Raw genomic sequence first — 16,873 nt, forward strand, 5'->3', positions numbered from 1 at the left:
TTTACTTTTTCAAGTCGCAAAACTTCTTGTGTTTTAAGTAACGATCTTATTGTTTATTTTCTAATATTTTTTTAAGAGATAAATAATAACAACAGGCGGATGAAATATTTTCCTTTGGAGTTTTGGTTGGAACACTCTCTTTGGCAGCGATGCCTATCTGTTCTTCAAGAAGAATTGCCCGCACAGCAATTTAGTATGTGGATTCGTCCACTACAGTGTGTTGTTACGGATAATATATTAACACTTTATGCACCTAATCGTTTTGTTTTAGATTGGGTTCGTGATAAATATGTTAATAGAATCAATGAACTAATAACAATGACAGATGGTGGTGATTCATACCTTTTACGCTTTGATGTTGGTAGTAAACCGTTAAGTCCTGCCGTTCAAAAAAATGCAACGGCTTCTGGCGGCGCCAACTTTAGTTTAAATAATAAGTCAGCCCCTACAGTTGAAGCTGAAACTAACCTACCAAAAAAAGCCAATGTTCGTGTTAAATATACTTTTGATAATTTTGTTGAAGGTAAATCGAACCAACTAGCAAGAGCGGCAGCTTCACAAGTTGCTGATAATCCCGGCTCAGCTTATAATCCACTCTTTATTTATGGTGGTACTGGTTTAGGTAAAACGCATTTATTGCATGCTGTTGGTAATGGCATTTTACAAAATAATCCGAATGCTAAAATTGCTTACATGCATTCAGAACGTTTTGTGCAAGATATGGTAAAAGCGTTGCAAAATAATTCCATGGAAAAGTTTAAGCAATATTACCGCAGTGTTGACGCTTTATTGATTGATGATATTCAATTCTTTGCTGGTAAAGATAGAACACAAGAAGAATTTTTCCATACTTTTAATGCGCTACTTGAAGGTAATCAACAAATTATCTTAACAAGTGATCGCTACCCTAAAGAAGTTGCTGTTGAAGATCGATTAAAGTCTCGTTTTGGTTGGGGCTTAACTATTGCAATTGAACCACCAGAATTAGAAACACGTGTGGCTATCTTAAAAAGAAAGGGACAAGAAAGTAATATCAACTTAGCGGATGAAGTTGCTTTTTTCATTGCTAAACGTTTACGTTCAAATGTTCGTGAATTAGAGGGAGCGCTTAATCGTGTTATTGCTAATGCAAATTTCACGGGTAGGGCGATTACGATAGATTTTGTTAGAGAAGCATTACGAGATTTATTAGCTTTGCAAGATAAGCTTGTTACTATTGATAATATTCAACGCACAGTAGCTGAATATTATAAGATTAAAGTGGCAGATTTACTCTCGAAACGAAGAAACAGATCTGTGGCTAGACCTAGACAGCTAGCAATGGCATTATCTAAAGAATTAACGAACCATAGTTTGCCAGAAATTGGCGATGCTTTTGGCGGTAGAGATCATACAACGGTATTACATGCTTGTCGTAAGGTTAAGTCTCTAAGAGAGGAACTACATGATATTAAAGAAGATTACTCTAATTTAATTAGAACATTGTCTTCATAATATTTAATGTTTTTCATTAGTGTTATAGAATTATTTTACAAACTAAAATTTAATAATAAGAAATTTGCTCAAATGCAGGATAACAAATGAAATTTTCACTTAATAGAGAATTACTACTTAAACCATTATTGTTAGTGTCTGGTGCTGTTGAGCGCAAAAGTACTTTACCTATTTTAGGAAATATTCTTTTTGATGTTAAAGGACATTTGTTAACATTAACCGCTACTGATTTAGAACTTGAAATGGTTGCTCATACAGAAATTGAGAACCAAGGTGAAGATGGAAAAGTAACAATACCTGCGCGTAAGTTACTTGATATTTGTAAAAGTTTACCTGAAAACTCAATGCTGAATTTTAATGCTGAGAACGATAGCGTTAAACTGACATCGGGTAGAAGTAGATATTCTTTATCAACACTACCAGCTGATGACTTTCCAAACATTGAAGAATGGAAGGGTGATGTTGAGTTTAAGTTATTAAAATCAGAATTATTACGTTTAATTGAAAGCACGCATTTTTCAATGGCTAACCAAGATGTTCGTTATTACTTAAATGGAATGTCGATTGAAAGTGAAGGCAATGAGATTAGATCTGTTGCTACAGATGGCCATCGATTAGCGATTTGTAAAATTTCTAATGAATCTTTAACGTTACCAGCACGACAAGTAATTGTTCCTCGTAAAGGTATATTAGAAATTATTCGTCTTCTTGCTCCTGTTGATGAAGCGGTGCAAGTTTATCTTGGTTCTAATCATATTCGTATTATTGATTCAGAATTTTCGTTTACAAGTAAATTAGTTGATGGTCGTTTTCCTGATTACCGTCGAGTTTTACCTCGTAACGGAGATAAAATATTTGTAACAGACAAAGAAAAGTTACGTCAAGTATTGTCACGCGCATCTATTTTATCGAATGAAAAATTTAAAGGTGTTCGCTTAAACTTTTTAAATTCTTTATTAAAAATTACAGCTAACAACCCAGAACAAGAGCAAGCAGAAGAAGAATTAGAAATTGATTTTCCTTATGATGAACTAGAGATTGGTTTCAACGTTAGCTATGTACTTGATGTGTTGAGTGCTGTTAAAGATGAAAAAGTTAAGTTTACCTTGGCTGACGCTAACTCAAGTGTTGTTATTGAAGGTGCTGATTCAGGCGAAGCACTATATGTTGTTATGCCAATGCGTTTATAGTCTGCATACTATTGAAATTAACTAAATGAGTGTTGTAAAACTAGTTACCAACAATTTTCGTAACTTAAATGATGCTACAATTGATTTTCACTCACAATTAAATTTTTTTGTTGGAGACAATGGTAGCGGTAAAAGTAGTTTATTAGAGGCTCTTTTTTTTCTAGGGCATGGTAAATCTTTTAGAACAAGTAAACTTGATGCGCTAGCTTGCCACGAAAAAACAAACTTTGTTGTAAGTGTAAGAGACGGGAATAACCGTCAACTAGGATTAAGCCGAGACATAACTTCTGGTTTAACTACGATTAAAATTGATGGTGAATTTCAAAATCGTTTATCAGTTTTAGCTAAAAATATTGCAATACAAATTGTTACACCAGAAAGTTTTAAACTGTTTTTTGGTGGACCTAGAGAACGTAGAAGGTTTGTTGATTTAGGAATGTTTCACGTGAAACATTCATTTGCACAGCAATGGAAAAACTTTAATAGAGTACTAAAGCAAAGAAATGCTTGTATTAGGTTGAATAATAACTCAAGTGAATCTAATGCTATGTTGGCGTATTGGACAGATCAATTCTGTCAACTGTCAGTTGAAGTTGCTAGTGTAAGAGAAGAATATAGCTTAACGCTTATTGATGAGTTAGATGGTTGGTTAACTATTTTACTTCCAAATTTGAAGAGCAGAGTTACGGTACAATATTTACGTGGATGGCCACAAAAAAGAGAATTAGCAGAAGTACTTTTTACTAATCAAGAGCGTGAAGCTAAGTATGGATATAGTTTATATGGCGCTCATAAATTTGATGTAAAATTCCTTCTTGATAAACAACCTTTAGAGACTCAATTGTCTAGAGGGCAACAAAAGTTGTTTTTACTCGCATTAACTTTCACTCAAGCAAAATTGATAGCAAGAGTTGAACGAGTAAAACCAATTTTATTAATAGATGATATTGGTGCAGAATTAGATATTAATTCTCGTAAAGCGTTATCAGAAGCATTAGAAATATTAGATTGCCAAGTAGTAATTACAGCAATCAGTAATGATGTTTTAACACCTTTTTTTGACCGCTTTAATGAAAGTAATAAGAGTGATATTGATTACTCTGAAAATGAAAGAACAATTACAAAAATAGAAGATTATAAAGTGTTTCACGTGAAACATGGCGAAATATCAGCGATGTCTCCAAACGATTCTGACTTAAAAACAGAAACAGCAATTGAATAGGCTAAAACTATGACTGTAGAAAATGAATATGACTCGGCCAGTATTAAAGTACTAAAAGGACTTGATGCAGTACGAAAAAGACCCGGTATGTACATCGGTGACACTGATGATGGTACTGGTTTGCACCACATGGTTTTTGAGGTGTTAGATAACTCAATTGATGAAGCTTTGGCAGGACATTGTAAAGATATTGTCGTCACTATTCATTTAGACGGTTCTGTTTCTGTGAAAGATGATGGTCGTGGTATACCAACAGAATTACATCCTGAAGAGGGTGTTTCTGCAGCTGAAGTTATCATGACAGTATTACATGCTGGTGGTAAGTTTGGTGGTGAAGACTCTGGCTATAAGGTTTCAGGTGGTCTTCATGGTGTTGGTATTTCTGTAGTAAATGCTTTAAGTAGCAAACTGAAATTGAATATTCGCAGAAACGGTCAATTATTTGAACAGTATTATCATATAGGTGTACCTGAAGCACCATTGGCTGTTGTTGGTGAAAGTGACAAGACAGGTACAGAAGTACGCTTTTGGCCAAGCACAGACACCTTTACAGACGTTTTATTTCACTATGAGTTGTTAGTTAAGCGTATTAGAGAATTATCATTCTTAAACTCAGGTGTATCAATTCGTTTAATTGATGAACGTGAAGAAGGTAAAGAAGACCATTTCCATTTTGATGGTGGTATTCAAGCTTTTGTTGATTATTTAAATACTAATAAAACGCCAGTGAACGAAGAGATTTTCTACTTCGATTTAGCTCGTGAAGATGGCATTGTTGTAGAAGTTGCTATGCAGTGGAATGATGGCTTCCAAGAAAACATTCACTGTTTTACTAACAACATTCCTCAAAAAGATGGCGGAACACATTTAAGTGGTTTCCGTACAGCGTTAACCAGAACCTTAAATAGTTATATGGTTAAAGAGGGATTAAACAAAACTAAGAAAGGCGGCAGTACAGAAACGAGCGCATCAGGTGATGATGCACGTGAAGGTTTAACTGCTGTAATTTCTGTTAAAGTACCTGATCCTAAGTTCTCTTCTCAAACTAAAGATAAATTAGTTTCTTCAGAAGTTAAAACTGCAGTTGAGCAGGCTATGGGTGAAAAGTTAGGTGAGTACTTATTAGAAAAGCCTACTGTAGCTCGTACTATTATTATGAAGATTGTTGATGCGGCAAGAGCACGTGAAGCTGCGCGTAAAGCGCGTGAAATGACTCGACGTAAAGGTGCATTAGACATTGCTGGCTTACCAGGTAAGTTAGCTGATTGTCAGGAAAAAGATCCTGCACTCTCTGAACTATATATTGTGGAAGGGGACTCTGCTGGCGGTTCAGCCAAGCAGGGACGTAATCGTAAAAACCAAGCTATCTTACCGTTGAAAGGTAAAATATTGAACGTAGAAAAAGCACGTTTTGATAAAATGATTTCCTCTCAAGAAGTAGGCACATTAATTACAGCGTTAGGTTGTGGTATTGGCCGTGATGAATATAACCCTGAAAAATTGAGATATCATAGTATTATCATCATGACCGATGCTGATGTTGATGGATCGCATATCCGTACTTTGTTATTAACATTCTTCTATCGTCAAATGCCTGAAATTATGGAACGTGGTCATATATTTATTGCTCAGCCACCGCTATATAAAGTTAAAAAAGGTAAGCAAGAACGTTACATAAAAGATGATGATGGTTTAACTGAATACCTAACTACTTTGGCATTAGACGGCGCTTCTATTCATGTTAATGAAGATGCGCCTGCAATTACTGGTTTAGCCTTAGAGCAATTAGTTAACCAATATCGTACTACGATGGAAACTATTAAACGTATCTCTAGACAGATCCCTGCAGATATCCTAGAGAAAATGGTTTATAGCACTAATATTGCGAAAGAAGATTTTTCTGATAAAGATAAAGTTGATGTGTGGGCTAAAGATTTAATTACTCAACTTGATGATCAAGATGGTAACGGATCTCTTTATACCGTAACAGTAGAGTACAATACTGAACGTAAAATTTATTACCCACAATTTATTGTTCGTAAGCACGGGATTGATAAAGTTTATAGTTGTAACTATGAGTTTACTCAGTCTAATGAGTTTGCCGCAATTATTTCATTAAATGATGCTATCAATAATTTAATGGAAGAAGGCTCTTATGTTAAACGTGGTGAAAAAGTTAAGCCTGTTGATACCTTTGAAGAAGCACTTAGTTGGTTAATGGCTGAATCTAAACGTGGTCAATATATACAACGTTATAAAGGATTGGGTGAGATGAACCCAGATCAATTATGGGAAACCACAATGGATCCTGAAACACGTCGTATGCTACAAGTAACGATTGATGATGCTATTGCAGCAGATCAACTGTTTAATACCTTGATGGGTGATCACGTAGAGCCGCGTAGGAAGTTTATAGAAGAAAATGCCTTAAAAGTTTCAAACTTAGATTTTTAAGAGCTATGGCTATGTAAACAACAGTATTTACATAGCCTGTAGGGATGAAAGTTAGTATTTCATCAATAAATATTATATGCTCGGTCATCAGAACTGAGCATTTCTATTTTAAAAACAGCATGTTATATGTATTTTAGTGTGTGGCGTGTAAATTTATAACTTAGAGTGAATTTGAAAAAACATGACTAGTTTCAATTGTAAAACGTTTCAAGGTCTAATCTTGCAGTTGCAAGATTATTGGTCAAGACAAGGTTGTGTAATAGTACAACCATTAGACTTAGAAGTTGGTGCAGGTACATTCCACCCAATGACATTTCTAAGATCGATAGGACCTGAGCCTATTAGCAGCGCATATGTACAACCATGTAGACGACCTACCGATGGTCGCTATGGTGAAAACCCTAACCGTTTACAACATTACTATCAATTTCAAGTGATGTTAAAGCCATCCCCAAAAAATATACAAGAGCTGTATCTTAATTCATTAAAAGAGCTGGGTATTGATCCTCTCGTTCATGATATTCGCTTTGTTGAAGATAATTGGGAATCACCAACTTTAGGTGCATGGGGCTTAGGCTGGGAAATATGGCTTAATGGTATGGAGATTACTCAGTTTACTTATTTCCAACAAGTAGGTGGCTTAGAGTGTACGCCTGTTACCGGTGAGATTACTTACGGGTTAGAGCGTCTTGCCATGTACATTCAAAATGTAGATAGCATTTATGACCTTGTTTGGGCTGATGGTCCAATGGGTAAAATTTATTACGGTGATGTTTTCCATCAAAATGAAGTAGAGCAGTCTACTTATAATTTTGAACATGCTGACGTAGACGCATTATTTAATCAATTTGATCAATGTGAAAAAGACAGTCAGAAATTGATTGAAGCTAACTTACCATTACCTGCTTACGAGCAAGTGATGAAAGCGTCTCATGCTTTCAATTTACTTGATGCACGTCATGCGATATCAGTAACAGAACGTCAACGTTATATTTTACGTGTACGTACTTTATCGAAAGCAGTTGCTGAAGCGTATTACCAAAAACGTGAAGAGCTAGGCTTCCCGTTATGTAAGAATAATAAAGCCAAAAATGACGTTTCAAGCAAAGGAGAGAAATAATGACTACTGAAACACTCCTTATTGAACTAGGCACAGAAGAGTTACCACCTAAATCATTGAAAACCTTGGCTACTGCTTTTTTTGATAATATAAAAAGCCAACTTGATAGCCATGATTTAGCGTATAGCGATATAAAATGGTTTGCTACACCTCGTCGTATGGCAGTACAAGTTTTTGATTTGGTTGATAAACAACAAGATAAAACTGTAGAGAAGCGCGGGCCAGCAGTGAATGTTGCTTTTGATGAAGCAGGTAACGCCAGTAAAGCGGCTCAAGGTTGGGCAAGATCAAACGGTATAACCGTTGAACAAGCTGAACGCTTGGTAACTGACAAAGGTGAATGGTTGCTTCATAGTGCAACAGTAACAGGCTTGGCCACCACCGAATTAATTCCTGATATGGTAAATGTAGCGTTAAAGAAATTACCTATCGCTAAACCAATGCGTTGGGGCGCTGAGCGTACTCAATTTATTCGCCCTGTACATACATTAACTATGCTATTTGGTAGTGAGTTAATTGCTGGTGAAGCTCTTGGTGTTACATCAGGTAATCAAGTACAAGGTCATCGTTTTCATCATGAAGGCTTAGTTACTATTAATCATGCAAATGATTACCAAGCTGAACTTACTAAAGCTTACGTTGAAGTAGACTTTGCTGAGCGACAAAATAAAATTGTTGAGCAAATAAAGCAAGCCGCTAACGATATTGATGCTGTAGCATTAATTGATGAAGACTTGCTTAATGAGGTTACCGCATTAGTTGAATGGCCAGTAACATTAGTAGGAACGTTTGATAAAGACTTCTTAAATGTTCCAGCTGAACCATTAATTTACTCAATGAAAGACCATCAGAAATATTTCCCTGTTACAGATAAAAATGGTCAATTAGTTAACAAGTTTATTTTTGTTTCTAATATTGAATCAAAAGATCCAAATGCCGTTATTTTTGGTAATGAAAAAGTTATTCGTCCACGTTTAGCGGATGCAGAGTTTTTCTTTAAAACAGATAAAAAGCAAAGTTTAGAGTCACGTTTAACAAGTCTTGAGTCTGTATTGTTTCAAAAGCAATTAGGCACATTAAAAGCTAAATCTGAACGCATTGCACAGTTGAGCCAGTTTATAGCACAACAGTTAAATGAAAATGCAGATGATGCTTACCGTGCAGGTTTGCTTAGTAAAACCGATTTAATGTCTGAAATGGTATTAGAATTCCCACAAGTGCAAGGCACTATGGGTAAATACTATGCTTTACATGATGGTGAAAATGAAAATATTGCACAAGCGTTAGAAGATCAATATCGTCCACGCTTTGCGGGTGATTCATTACCAGAAGCGAATATAGGTTGTGCTGTTGCTATCAGTGACAAGATTGACACCTTGGTAGGTATCTTTGGTATTAATCAAGCACCTAAGGGCGATAAAGACCCATTTGCGCTACGAAGAGCTGCTATCGGTAGTATTCGTATCATTATTGAAAAACAGCTTAATTTAGACTTGTCTGAATTGATTAGCAAAAGTATCGAATTATTTGGTGATAAGCTAGTTAATGAAAATACGGCTAACGATGTTTTAGATTTTATTATGGGTCGTTTCCGTGCTTTCTATCAAGAGCAAGGAATTAGTGTTGATGTTATCCAAGCGGTATTGGCCAAAAAACCAAGTGCACCACTGGATTTTGAAAAACGCATTAAAGCTGTTACTTTCTTTGGTGAATTACCTGAAGCGGCAACACTTGCTGCGGCGAATAAGCGTGTTGGTAATATTCTAGCCAAGTTTGATGGCGAGCTTTATCAGGCATTTAATGCTGACTTAGCCACAGAACAAGCCGAACGTGATTTAGCTGATGTTTATCAAGCAATAAAATTAAAAGTTGCACCATTAATGGCGGATAAAAACTATCAAGCTGCTTTAAGTGAATTAGCACAGTTAAAGGCACCAATAGATACGTTCTTTGATAATGTTATGGTTATGAGTGACGATGAAGCGATTAAAACTAACCGTTTAACGTTACTTAATGAAATTCGTAATAGCTTCTTTGCTATTGCAGATATTTCGCTACTATAGAAATATATCGTTAGAAAATACTGTTAGTTAACTAAAAGGGCATAATGATATGCCCTTTTATTTGCATAAAATTTGTCTTAAATAGAATAAATGTCTTTAAAAAGTCGATTAGCTCTTGGTAAATAGTAATTGTCGTAATCAACAGAAAAAGCAATTGAAGTTGCTTTCCCTTTAAGCTCATGACGAGGAACTAAGCCATAAACTCGTGAATCGGCGCTGTTACGACGATTATCACCCAAAACAAAGTAATAGCCTTCGGGAACGGTTAATGGCGAAAAAGTACTGCGTTGATTGCTTCTCTCTTTATCGATACGAATAGTGTGATTGATAGCGTCAACCTGTTCAATAGCAATAAGTTGCCGAGGGTTTTCTTCGATAACTTTATTTGGCATAGCTTCACCATTAATATAAAGCGTTTCTTCTTTCATTGAAATAATATCACCAGGCAAACCAATCATCCGTTTTATCAATCGCTTATCTGCAGCTTCAGATTCAAATACAACAATTTCGCCACGTTTAGGTTCTCCGGTAGATAGTAAAGAGAATTGGCTAAAAGGCAGTCTTAGATCATAAGCCATTTTATTAACAATAATTCTATCGCCTTCTTTAATTGTTGGTTGCATTGAACCTGTCGGCACTGTGTACCAATCAGCCATGGCACTTCTAAAAACAGACATTAATAAAATAAAGAGTATAAATAGTTTGTTGTCTTTTAGAAGTTTTTTTAAGTAAGTCATCATGATTGTCCTCATTAGTAATAGATCGATTTAGATACACCGATTAAAGAAAGGTTCGGCTAATACACACATGTTTACAACTTTGAAGCTGAGCTTATTATAAAGATAAAGTGATAATAGTTTGTGATAGATCAATTACGTAAATAAATAAAGGCGTAATATATTAGTTAGGTGCATTATTTAAATATAAAAAGCAGGAGAAAATTATGACGTTAGAAAAGCATGACCTTCATCACGAATTTCCAGATTTTAATGAGGAAATACACTACTTGAAAATGAACGATAAGCACTTTGCTCGTTTGTTTAATGAATACCATGAAGTTGATAAAGAAGTACGTCATATCGAGCAGGGTATAGAGAATACCAGTGATGAATATTTAGAGCAGCAAAAGAAAGCACGTTTAAAATTAAAAGACGAAATTTTTGTTATGCTTAAAAATGTAGAATTATCAGAATAAGCATTATAAGCGGGTTTACCTTACTTAACTGTAATAAAAGTTAACCCTTTTTAATTACAAATAAGTAAGGCTTCTCATCAACTTTTTTAGCTATAAGATCATGTTCCATAAACCGACAAAAGCTAGGAATATCTCGCGTGGTTGATGGATCGTCACAGGTGATTAATAAAGTTTCGCCACTTGCCATTTTTCTTATATTCAATCGAACCATCATTACAGGCTCTGGGCATCGTAGACCAATAGCATCAAGTGAGTGATCTGTTTCTTTAAATATTTCGTTTAGCATAAATGATATTGGGTTAGTTAAATCTATATAGAGTTACTATTCTACTTCATTTCTATTTGAGCTGTCTCGCATATAGTTCAACCAACTAAATATATATCAACTCGCATGTCTGGGTCGTTTAGGTATATACTTTCATTAGATATCTGATATGTTTTGGGAAAATAGACGTTAATGCTAACCCGAGTAGTGCCGAAAATATTGTTAACACTGGCTATAGTTAGTTATAGCTTTAGCCTACAGGCGAGTGAGCCATTCAAAATAACAGTAGATAAAATACAACAAAAAAACTTTATTAAAGCAGAAAAACTTGTCAATAAAAGTGGTTCTGCTCAATATCAAGTACTCTATAACCAACTTCATTATTATTCTTTACAACCTTATTTAGATCAACAGCGCTTGATGAACAAAATGAGCTTGTCTGATGCAAAAGAAATATCACAATTTTTAGATAAGTATCAAGGTACGCCTCTTGATTGGTCTTTACGAAAAAAATGGTTAACTTATCTCGCGAATAAGAAGCAAGGTGCCTTGTATTTAAAAGATTATAGCCTGACTTCAAATGCTGCATTAGTGTGCCATCAGTTAAACTTTAGTTTGCAGTCTGGTGTCTCTGAGAGTGAGGTGCTGCCAAAGGTTACTAAATTATGGGTAGTGGGTAAGTCACAAGACAAAGCATGTGATTCTTTATTTGAACGTTGGCAAAAAGCAGGATACCGCACGAATGATATTATTTGGCAGCGTATTAGCTTAGCAGCTGATGGAGGAAAACATACACTCATTCCTTATTTAACTAAATTACTACCGCCTGAGCAGCAATATTTAGGGCGTTTGTGGCATAAAGTTAGACGTGACCCTTCTATGGCAAGCAAATTTAAAAACTTTCCTAATAAATCGGCACGAGAAGTAGAAATACTGACTTATGGTTTTAAACGACTGATATGGCATTCTCCCGATATCGCTATTCGTAGTTATAACAAAGCAAAGTTGATATTTACTTTTACTAAAGATCAACAGCAACAAATAACAGAAAAATTTGCTGTCGCTTTATCATCGAAAAACCACCATGCAGCACAATTATGGCTTGATAAGCTTGATGTTAACGTATTGAGCGATAGTATTCTGCAACGACGATTATCTCAGGCATTAAAGAAAAATGATTGGGATCAATTAATTATAGATTTAGCGCAATTACCTAAAAAGCATAAGAATGATTTAAAGTGGAAGTATTGGTATGCACGGGCTTTAATTGAAACAAATGCAAATGAACCAGGTATTCTTTTATTACAAGAGTTAGCTAATAAACGTCATTATTATGGATTTCTTGCAGCAAGTTATTTAAAGAAACCGGTGAACCTACAAAACAAACCACTTGAGTTTTCTTTAGCTGAAAAAAAACAAGTGATTAGTTATCCTGCCGCTAAACGCGCTTTTGAATTTCATTCTTTAGGGCGCCACCATCAAGCACGTTCAGAGTGGAATTATTTACTTAAGAAATTAAGTAATAGAGAACAATTAATCGCAGCAAAAATAGCGAATGAAAATCAATGGTTTGATAGAACAATTTTTACTTTAGTGAGTGCCGGCTATTTAGATGATGTTGATTTACGTTTTCCTAAAGCGTTTGACAAAGAAATTAATTTTTATGCAAAAGCAGAGAAAATAGCACCTTCGTGGGCGTTTGCTATAGCAAGAAGAGAAAGCTCTTTTATGAAGGATGCTCATTCTCCTGTAGGTGCTAAAGGGCTAATGCAATTAATGCCTAATACGGCAAAAAGCCTTAAAAAGGGAAGGGTCAATAATAGTTACTTATTGAATGCTGAAAATAATATTGAATTAGGCACTAAGTATTTAAAGATTCTTTTGGGTAAAAACAATGGTAACCAGTTGCTTGCTACAGCTTCATATAATGCTGGGCCATATAGAGTGAGTACTTGGGTAAATAATATAGAATCTATTCCAGCAGATATTTGGATTGAGACCATACCTTACAAAGAAACGCGAAACTATGTAAAAAGTGTTTTAGCTTATCAGGAAATATATCAGCATAAACCAGGACAAGTTAGTGAGCTTTTTGAAAAAGTAATTAACATGACCATAGGTGGTTAACTCTTTTGTTATTCATAAAGTAAAAGAGATGTAAATCAAGTCAGCTGTACAATAAGATGCACAAATTTAAAGAAGATCTGTTGTAGTGTTATAGCTTGAAAATAAAAGGGTATGGTATTATACCGAAAAATTTATGGGAGGGTTTATGACTACATTAACCAACAAGTTAAAAGAAGAGTATTCAGCACATATTGACAGTTTACAACAACGAACAAAACAAGCGTTGTTATGTGAAAAAATTGAAGGTGTGGTGATTCATTCAGGCCAAGAAATTAAAGCTTTTCTTGATGATAATGCTTACCCATTTAGAGTAAACCCTCACTTTAAACATTGGCTACCTTTAATTGATGTGCCTAATTGCTGGCTTATTATAAATGGTGAAGATAAGCCAACGCTTATTTATTATCAACCTGTCGATTTTTGGCATAAAGTAATCCCGTTAGCTGAAAGTTATTGGGGTGAATTTTTTCATATTAAAGTACTTACTAAAGCAAGCGATGTAGATAAATTATTACCTTATGATAAAAAAGACTTTGCTTATATTGGTAGTCATATTGAAGTGGCAAAAGCGTTAGGGTTTGAAGAAATTAATCCTGAGCCGTTATTAAACTACTTTCATTATCACCGTGCTTATAAAACATCATATGAACTAGTGTGCTTGCGTGAGTCTAATAACTTGGCTGTAACAGCACATAATGCCGCAAAAAAAGCATTTTTCAGTGGCGCTACAGAGTATGATATTCAACAAGCTTACCTTAGCGCTATAGGCTATACGACTAATGAAACGCCGTATGGCAATATTGTCGCACTAAATAAAAATTGCTCAGTTTTACATTATATGACGCTAGATAAAGTGGCCCCGCAAACACATAAATCATTTCTAATTGATGCAGGTGCAAACTTTCATGGTTACGCTGCTGATATAACGCGTACGTATTCTTTTAAGCGAGATAAGTTTGCCGAGTTGATCGCCCGCATGGATCAATTAATGCTTAATGCTGTTGAAGGCTTGAAGCCAGGTGTAAGCTATGTAGATTTACATATTGCTACCTATAGAGAAATTGCACAGGTGTTAGTCGAGTTCGATTTTATTAAAGTAAGTGCAGATACTGCTGTTGAGTCGGGTATTGTAAGTACCTTTTTCCCTCATGGGCTAGGACATCATTTAGGTTTGCAAGTACACGATGTTGGCAGTTTTATGGCAGATGAACGTGGTACTCATATTAACTCTCCTGAGAAACATCCTTTTTTACGTACTTCAAGAATCATTGAAGCAGGGCAGGTTTTTACAATAGAACCTGGACTATATTTTGTTGATTCTTTACTTAGCACATTAAAAGACTCAAAAAATAGTGATCAAGTTAACTGGGAAAAAGTTGATAGTATGCGTGATTTTGGTGGAATTCGTATTGAAGATAACATCATTGTTCATCAATCGCATAATGAAAATATGACCCGTGACTTAGGCTTGAACTAGTCTTTTGCTAAACTTTCTTGGATGTTAGAGTTATGACAAAGCCTTATCAAATAGCGGTTAACGATGTTGAACATGAAACATTTGTTAACCGTAGTCGGTTTATTTGTTATTTGTCATCCTGTACTAGTATTGAAGAAGCAAAGGCGCAAGTTAAGCAAAGGCAACTTGAGCATCCTCAAGCCAGTCACCATTGTTATGCTTTTTTAACCAAAGCAGCAGATGATAGCTTAGGTTATGGCTATTCTGATGATGGCGAACCAAGTGGCACCGCTGGTAAACCTATGCTGGCGGTTTTACAAGGTGGTGGCATTGGGCAAGTTTGTGCTGTAGTTGTACGATATTTTGGTGGCACTAAACTAGGTACTGGTGGTTTACAGCGAGCTTATGGTGATAGTGTTCGCCAAGCGCTTGTGTTTTTACAATCGAAAACTAAAATAGCGATGGCGGCAAAAACTTTAGCGTGTCAATATAGCCAAGTTGATGATGTATTGCATATAATTAGCCAAGTAGAAGGTCAGGTTATTGAGCAAGAATATTTACAAACAGTGCAGTTTAAACTCTTGTTACCACAAGCTGAATTAGCTTTGGTTGAACATAAATTGCAAACACTGTCGGCAGGTCAATTAAAATTATACTCTTCTGATACCTTGTAGGTTGGGTTGTATACCAACATTAAATAAAATAATGATGCAAAAAACAAAACGTGCAATATAAAAATATTATTCGAATTTTAGGTTTGTTAGTCGCACTACTCAGTGTCACTATGCTTCCGCCTGCCATGGTGTCTATGATCTATCGTGATGGTGGCGGTGTACCTTTTTTAATGGGCTTTTTATGTTGCCTGTTTACCGGTTTTTTAGCTTGGTATCCTTTTAGGGGGGAAAAAACCGATCTAAAATCTCGAGAAGGTTTCTTGATTGTGGTGTTATTTTGGTTAGTACTTGCTAGCTTCTCCGCTATTCCTCTTATCTTATTAGATCAGCCATCATTGTCAGTGACTGATGCATTTTTTGAATCATTCTCAGGTTTAACGACGACAGGGGCGACCATTTTAAATCGTATTGATGGTTTACCTCATGCCGTGTTGTGGTATCGCCAGCAGTTACAGTGGTTAGGTGGTATGGGGATTATTGTATTAGCTGTTGCGGTATTACCTATGTTAGGTATTGGTGGTATGCAGCTATATCGAGCAGAGATTCCTGGCCCAGTAAAAGATTCAAAGATGACACCAAGAATAGCCGATACAGCAAAGCATTTATGGTATATCTATTTATCATTAACAGTTGCTTGTGCAGCAGCGTATTGGTTGGCGGGTATGTCAGTATTTGACGCTATTTGTCATTCATTTTCCACTGTTGCCATTGGAGGGTTTTCTACTCACGATGCCAGCATGGGGTATTTTAACAGCCCCACGATTAACTTGGTTTGTGTGTTCTTCTTAATTATTGCGAGTGTAAATTTCGCCCTACATTACGCTGTGGTTCAAAGTAAATCCCTTAGAAACTATTTTGCTGACCCAGAATTTAAAGCGTTTCTTGCTATACAAATTGTACTAACTCTTATTTGTTTTACAGTATTAATGACGTCTGGCACTTATCAAGATGCAGATAAAGCATTTGACCAAGCCTTATTTCAATCTGTTTCAATTAGTACAACAGCAGGCTTCTCAACCACTTCATTTGCCGATTGGCCAACACTTTTACCTTTGTTACTGATTTTTTCGAGTTTTATTGGTGGTTGTGCAGCGAGTACCGCTGGCGGTATGAAGGTAGTGAGGGTATTACTACTGTACTTACAAGGTTTACGTGAGCTAAATAAGTTAGTACATCCCAGGGCTATTTTTAAGATTAAAATGGGTAAAAAGGTATTGCCAGATCGTGTTGTAGAAGCTGTTTGGGGCTTCTTTTCTGCCTATGCTGCAGTATTTGTTATTTGTATGTTATTACTATTAGCAACTGGTATGGATGATATTACTGCATTTACAGCTGTTGCTGCTGCCATTAACAACCTTGGTCCAGGATTAGGGGAGGTTGCCGCTAACTTCTCAGGTATTGGGGATGCGAGCAAGTGGGTGTTAATTATGGCAATGCTATTTGGACGCTTAGAAATATTTACTTTATTAGTACTCTTTACTCCTGGGTTTTGGCGTACATAATGCTATTCATCAGTTGAGGAATAGCATTAATTGGCGCTAGAGTATGGTAAATATAATATTATTAAATCTTTGAAGTAATTAAAAATATATTAAACTGAGTTCAGAGTAGTT

The 16,873-nt window shown here is 35.7% G+C and carries 13 protein-coding genes; 11 read left to right on the top strand and 2 right to left on the bottom strand.

Translation table 11 applies throughout. The annotated features are described in order from the left end of the window. Nucleotides 1-99: 99 nt before the first annotated feature. The 6 genes from dnaA to glyS all read left to right on the top strand — a co-directional run bounded on the left by dnaA (nucleotide 100) and on the right by glyS (nucleotide 9,543). Nucleotides 100-1,494: a chromosomal replication initiator protein DnaA gene (gene dnaA, locus GQS55_RS00005; protein ID WP_442872167.1), complete on the top strand. Its 1,395-nt coding sequence runs from the start codon at nucleotides 100-102 to the stop codon at nucleotides 1,492-1,494. An 86-nt stretch (nucleotides 1,495-1,580) separates the two neighbouring features. After that, nucleotides 1,581-2,684 (top strand): DNA polymerase III subunit beta, encoded by a 1,104-nt coding sequence (gene dnaN / locus GQS55_RS00010; RefSeq protein ID WP_159816749.1) that lies wholly within the window; start codon nucleotides 1,581-1,583, stop codon nucleotides 2,682-2,684. Nucleotides 2,685-2,709: 25 nt separating this feature from the next. Then, nucleotides 2,710-3,906, top strand: a complete 1,197-nt coding sequence (gene recF / locus GQS55_RS00015; RefSeq protein ID WP_159816751.1) for a DNA replication/repair protein RecF — start codon at nucleotides 2,710-2,712, stop codon at nucleotides 3,904-3,906. Nucleotides 3,907-3,915: 9 nt separating this feature from the next. Beyond that, on the top strand, nucleotides 3,916-6,360 hold the full coding sequence (gene gyrB, locus GQS55_RS00020; protein WP_159816753.1) for a DNA topoisomerase (ATP-hydrolyzing) subunit B: 2,445 nt from the start codon (nucleotides 3,916-3,918) through the stop codon (nucleotides 6,358-6,360). Nucleotides 6,361-6,541: 181 nt separating this feature from the next. After that, nucleotides 6,542-7,480 carry a glycine--tRNA ligase subunit alpha gene (glyQ, locus tag GQS55_RS00025; protein ID WP_159816755.1) on the top strand — a complete coding sequence of 313 codons (939 nt, stop codon included), beginning with the start codon at nucleotides 6,542-6,544 and terminating at the stop codon, nucleotides 7,478-7,480. Continuing rightward, a complete protein-coding gene (gene glyS, locus GQS55_RS00030) occupies nucleotides 7,480-9,543 on the top strand; it encodes a glycine--tRNA ligase subunit beta (protein WP_159816757.1) in 2,064 nt (687 codons plus the stop codon). The genes glyQ and glyS overlap by 1 nt, the downstream gene beginning before the upstream one ends. Nucleotides 9,544-9,620: 77 nt before the next feature. Here glyS and lepB read toward each other — a convergent pair whose 3' ends face one another. Next, a complete protein-coding gene (gene lepB / locus GQS55_RS00035) occupies nucleotides 9,621-10,280 on the bottom strand; it encodes a signal peptidase I (protein ID WP_159822434.1) in 660 nt (219 codons plus the stop codon). Between the two features lie 206 nt (nucleotides 10,281-10,486). On the opposite strand from lepB, the gene GQS55_RS00040 reads away from it, so the two are divergent. Beyond that, the gene (locus GQS55_RS00040; RefSeq protein WP_159816759.1) at nucleotides 10,487-10,738 is read left to right on the top strand and encodes a YdcH family protein; all 252 of its coding nucleotides are present in this window, start codon (nucleotides 10,487-10,489) and stop codon (nucleotides 10,736-10,738) included. 40 nt (nucleotides 10,739-10,778) lie between these two features. On the opposite strand, the gene tusA is transcribed toward GQS55_RS00040, so the two are convergent. Beyond that, nucleotides 10,779-11,024, bottom strand: a complete 246-nt coding sequence (gene tusA / locus GQS55_RS00045) for a sulfurtransferase TusA (RefSeq protein WP_159816761.1) — start codon at nucleotides 11,022-11,024, stop codon at nucleotides 10,779-10,781. Nucleotides 11,025-11,195: 171 nt separating this feature from the next. On the opposite strand from tusA, the gene GQS55_RS00050 reads away from it, so the two are divergent. From GQS55_RS00050 to GQS55_RS00065, 4 genes are all read left to right on the top strand, one after another. Then, nucleotides 11,196-13,130, top strand: coding sequence for a transglycosylase SLT domain-containing protein (locus GQS55_RS00050; RefSeq protein ID WP_159816763.1), 1,935 nt, complete (start codon nucleotides 11,196-11,198; stop codon nucleotides 13,128-13,130). Between the two features lie 145 nt (nucleotides 13,131-13,275). Next, nucleotides 13,276-14,607, top strand: coding sequence for a Xaa-Pro dipeptidase (pepQ, locus tag GQS55_RS00055; RefSeq protein WP_159816765.1), 1,332 nt, complete (start codon nucleotides 13,276-13,278; stop codon nucleotides 14,605-14,607). Between the two features lie 32 nt (nucleotides 14,608-14,639). Further along, a complete protein-coding gene (locus tag GQS55_RS00060; protein WP_159816767.1) occupies nucleotides 14,640-15,260 on the top strand; it encodes a YigZ family protein in 621 nt (206 codons plus the stop codon). 50 nt (nucleotides 15,261-15,310) lie between these two features. Further along, nucleotides 15,311-16,762 (top strand): TrkH family potassium uptake protein, encoded by a 1,452-nt coding sequence (locus GQS55_RS00065; protein WP_159816769.1) that lies wholly within the window; start codon nucleotides 15,311-15,313, stop codon nucleotides 16,760-16,762. The last annotated feature ends 111 nt before the right edge of the window (nucleotides 16,763-16,873 follow it).

It is taken from the genome of Colwellia sp. 20A7 (genome assembly GCF_009832865.1).
GTDB lineage: Bacteria > Pseudomonadota > Gammaproteobacteria > Enterobacterales > Alteromonadaceae > Colwellia.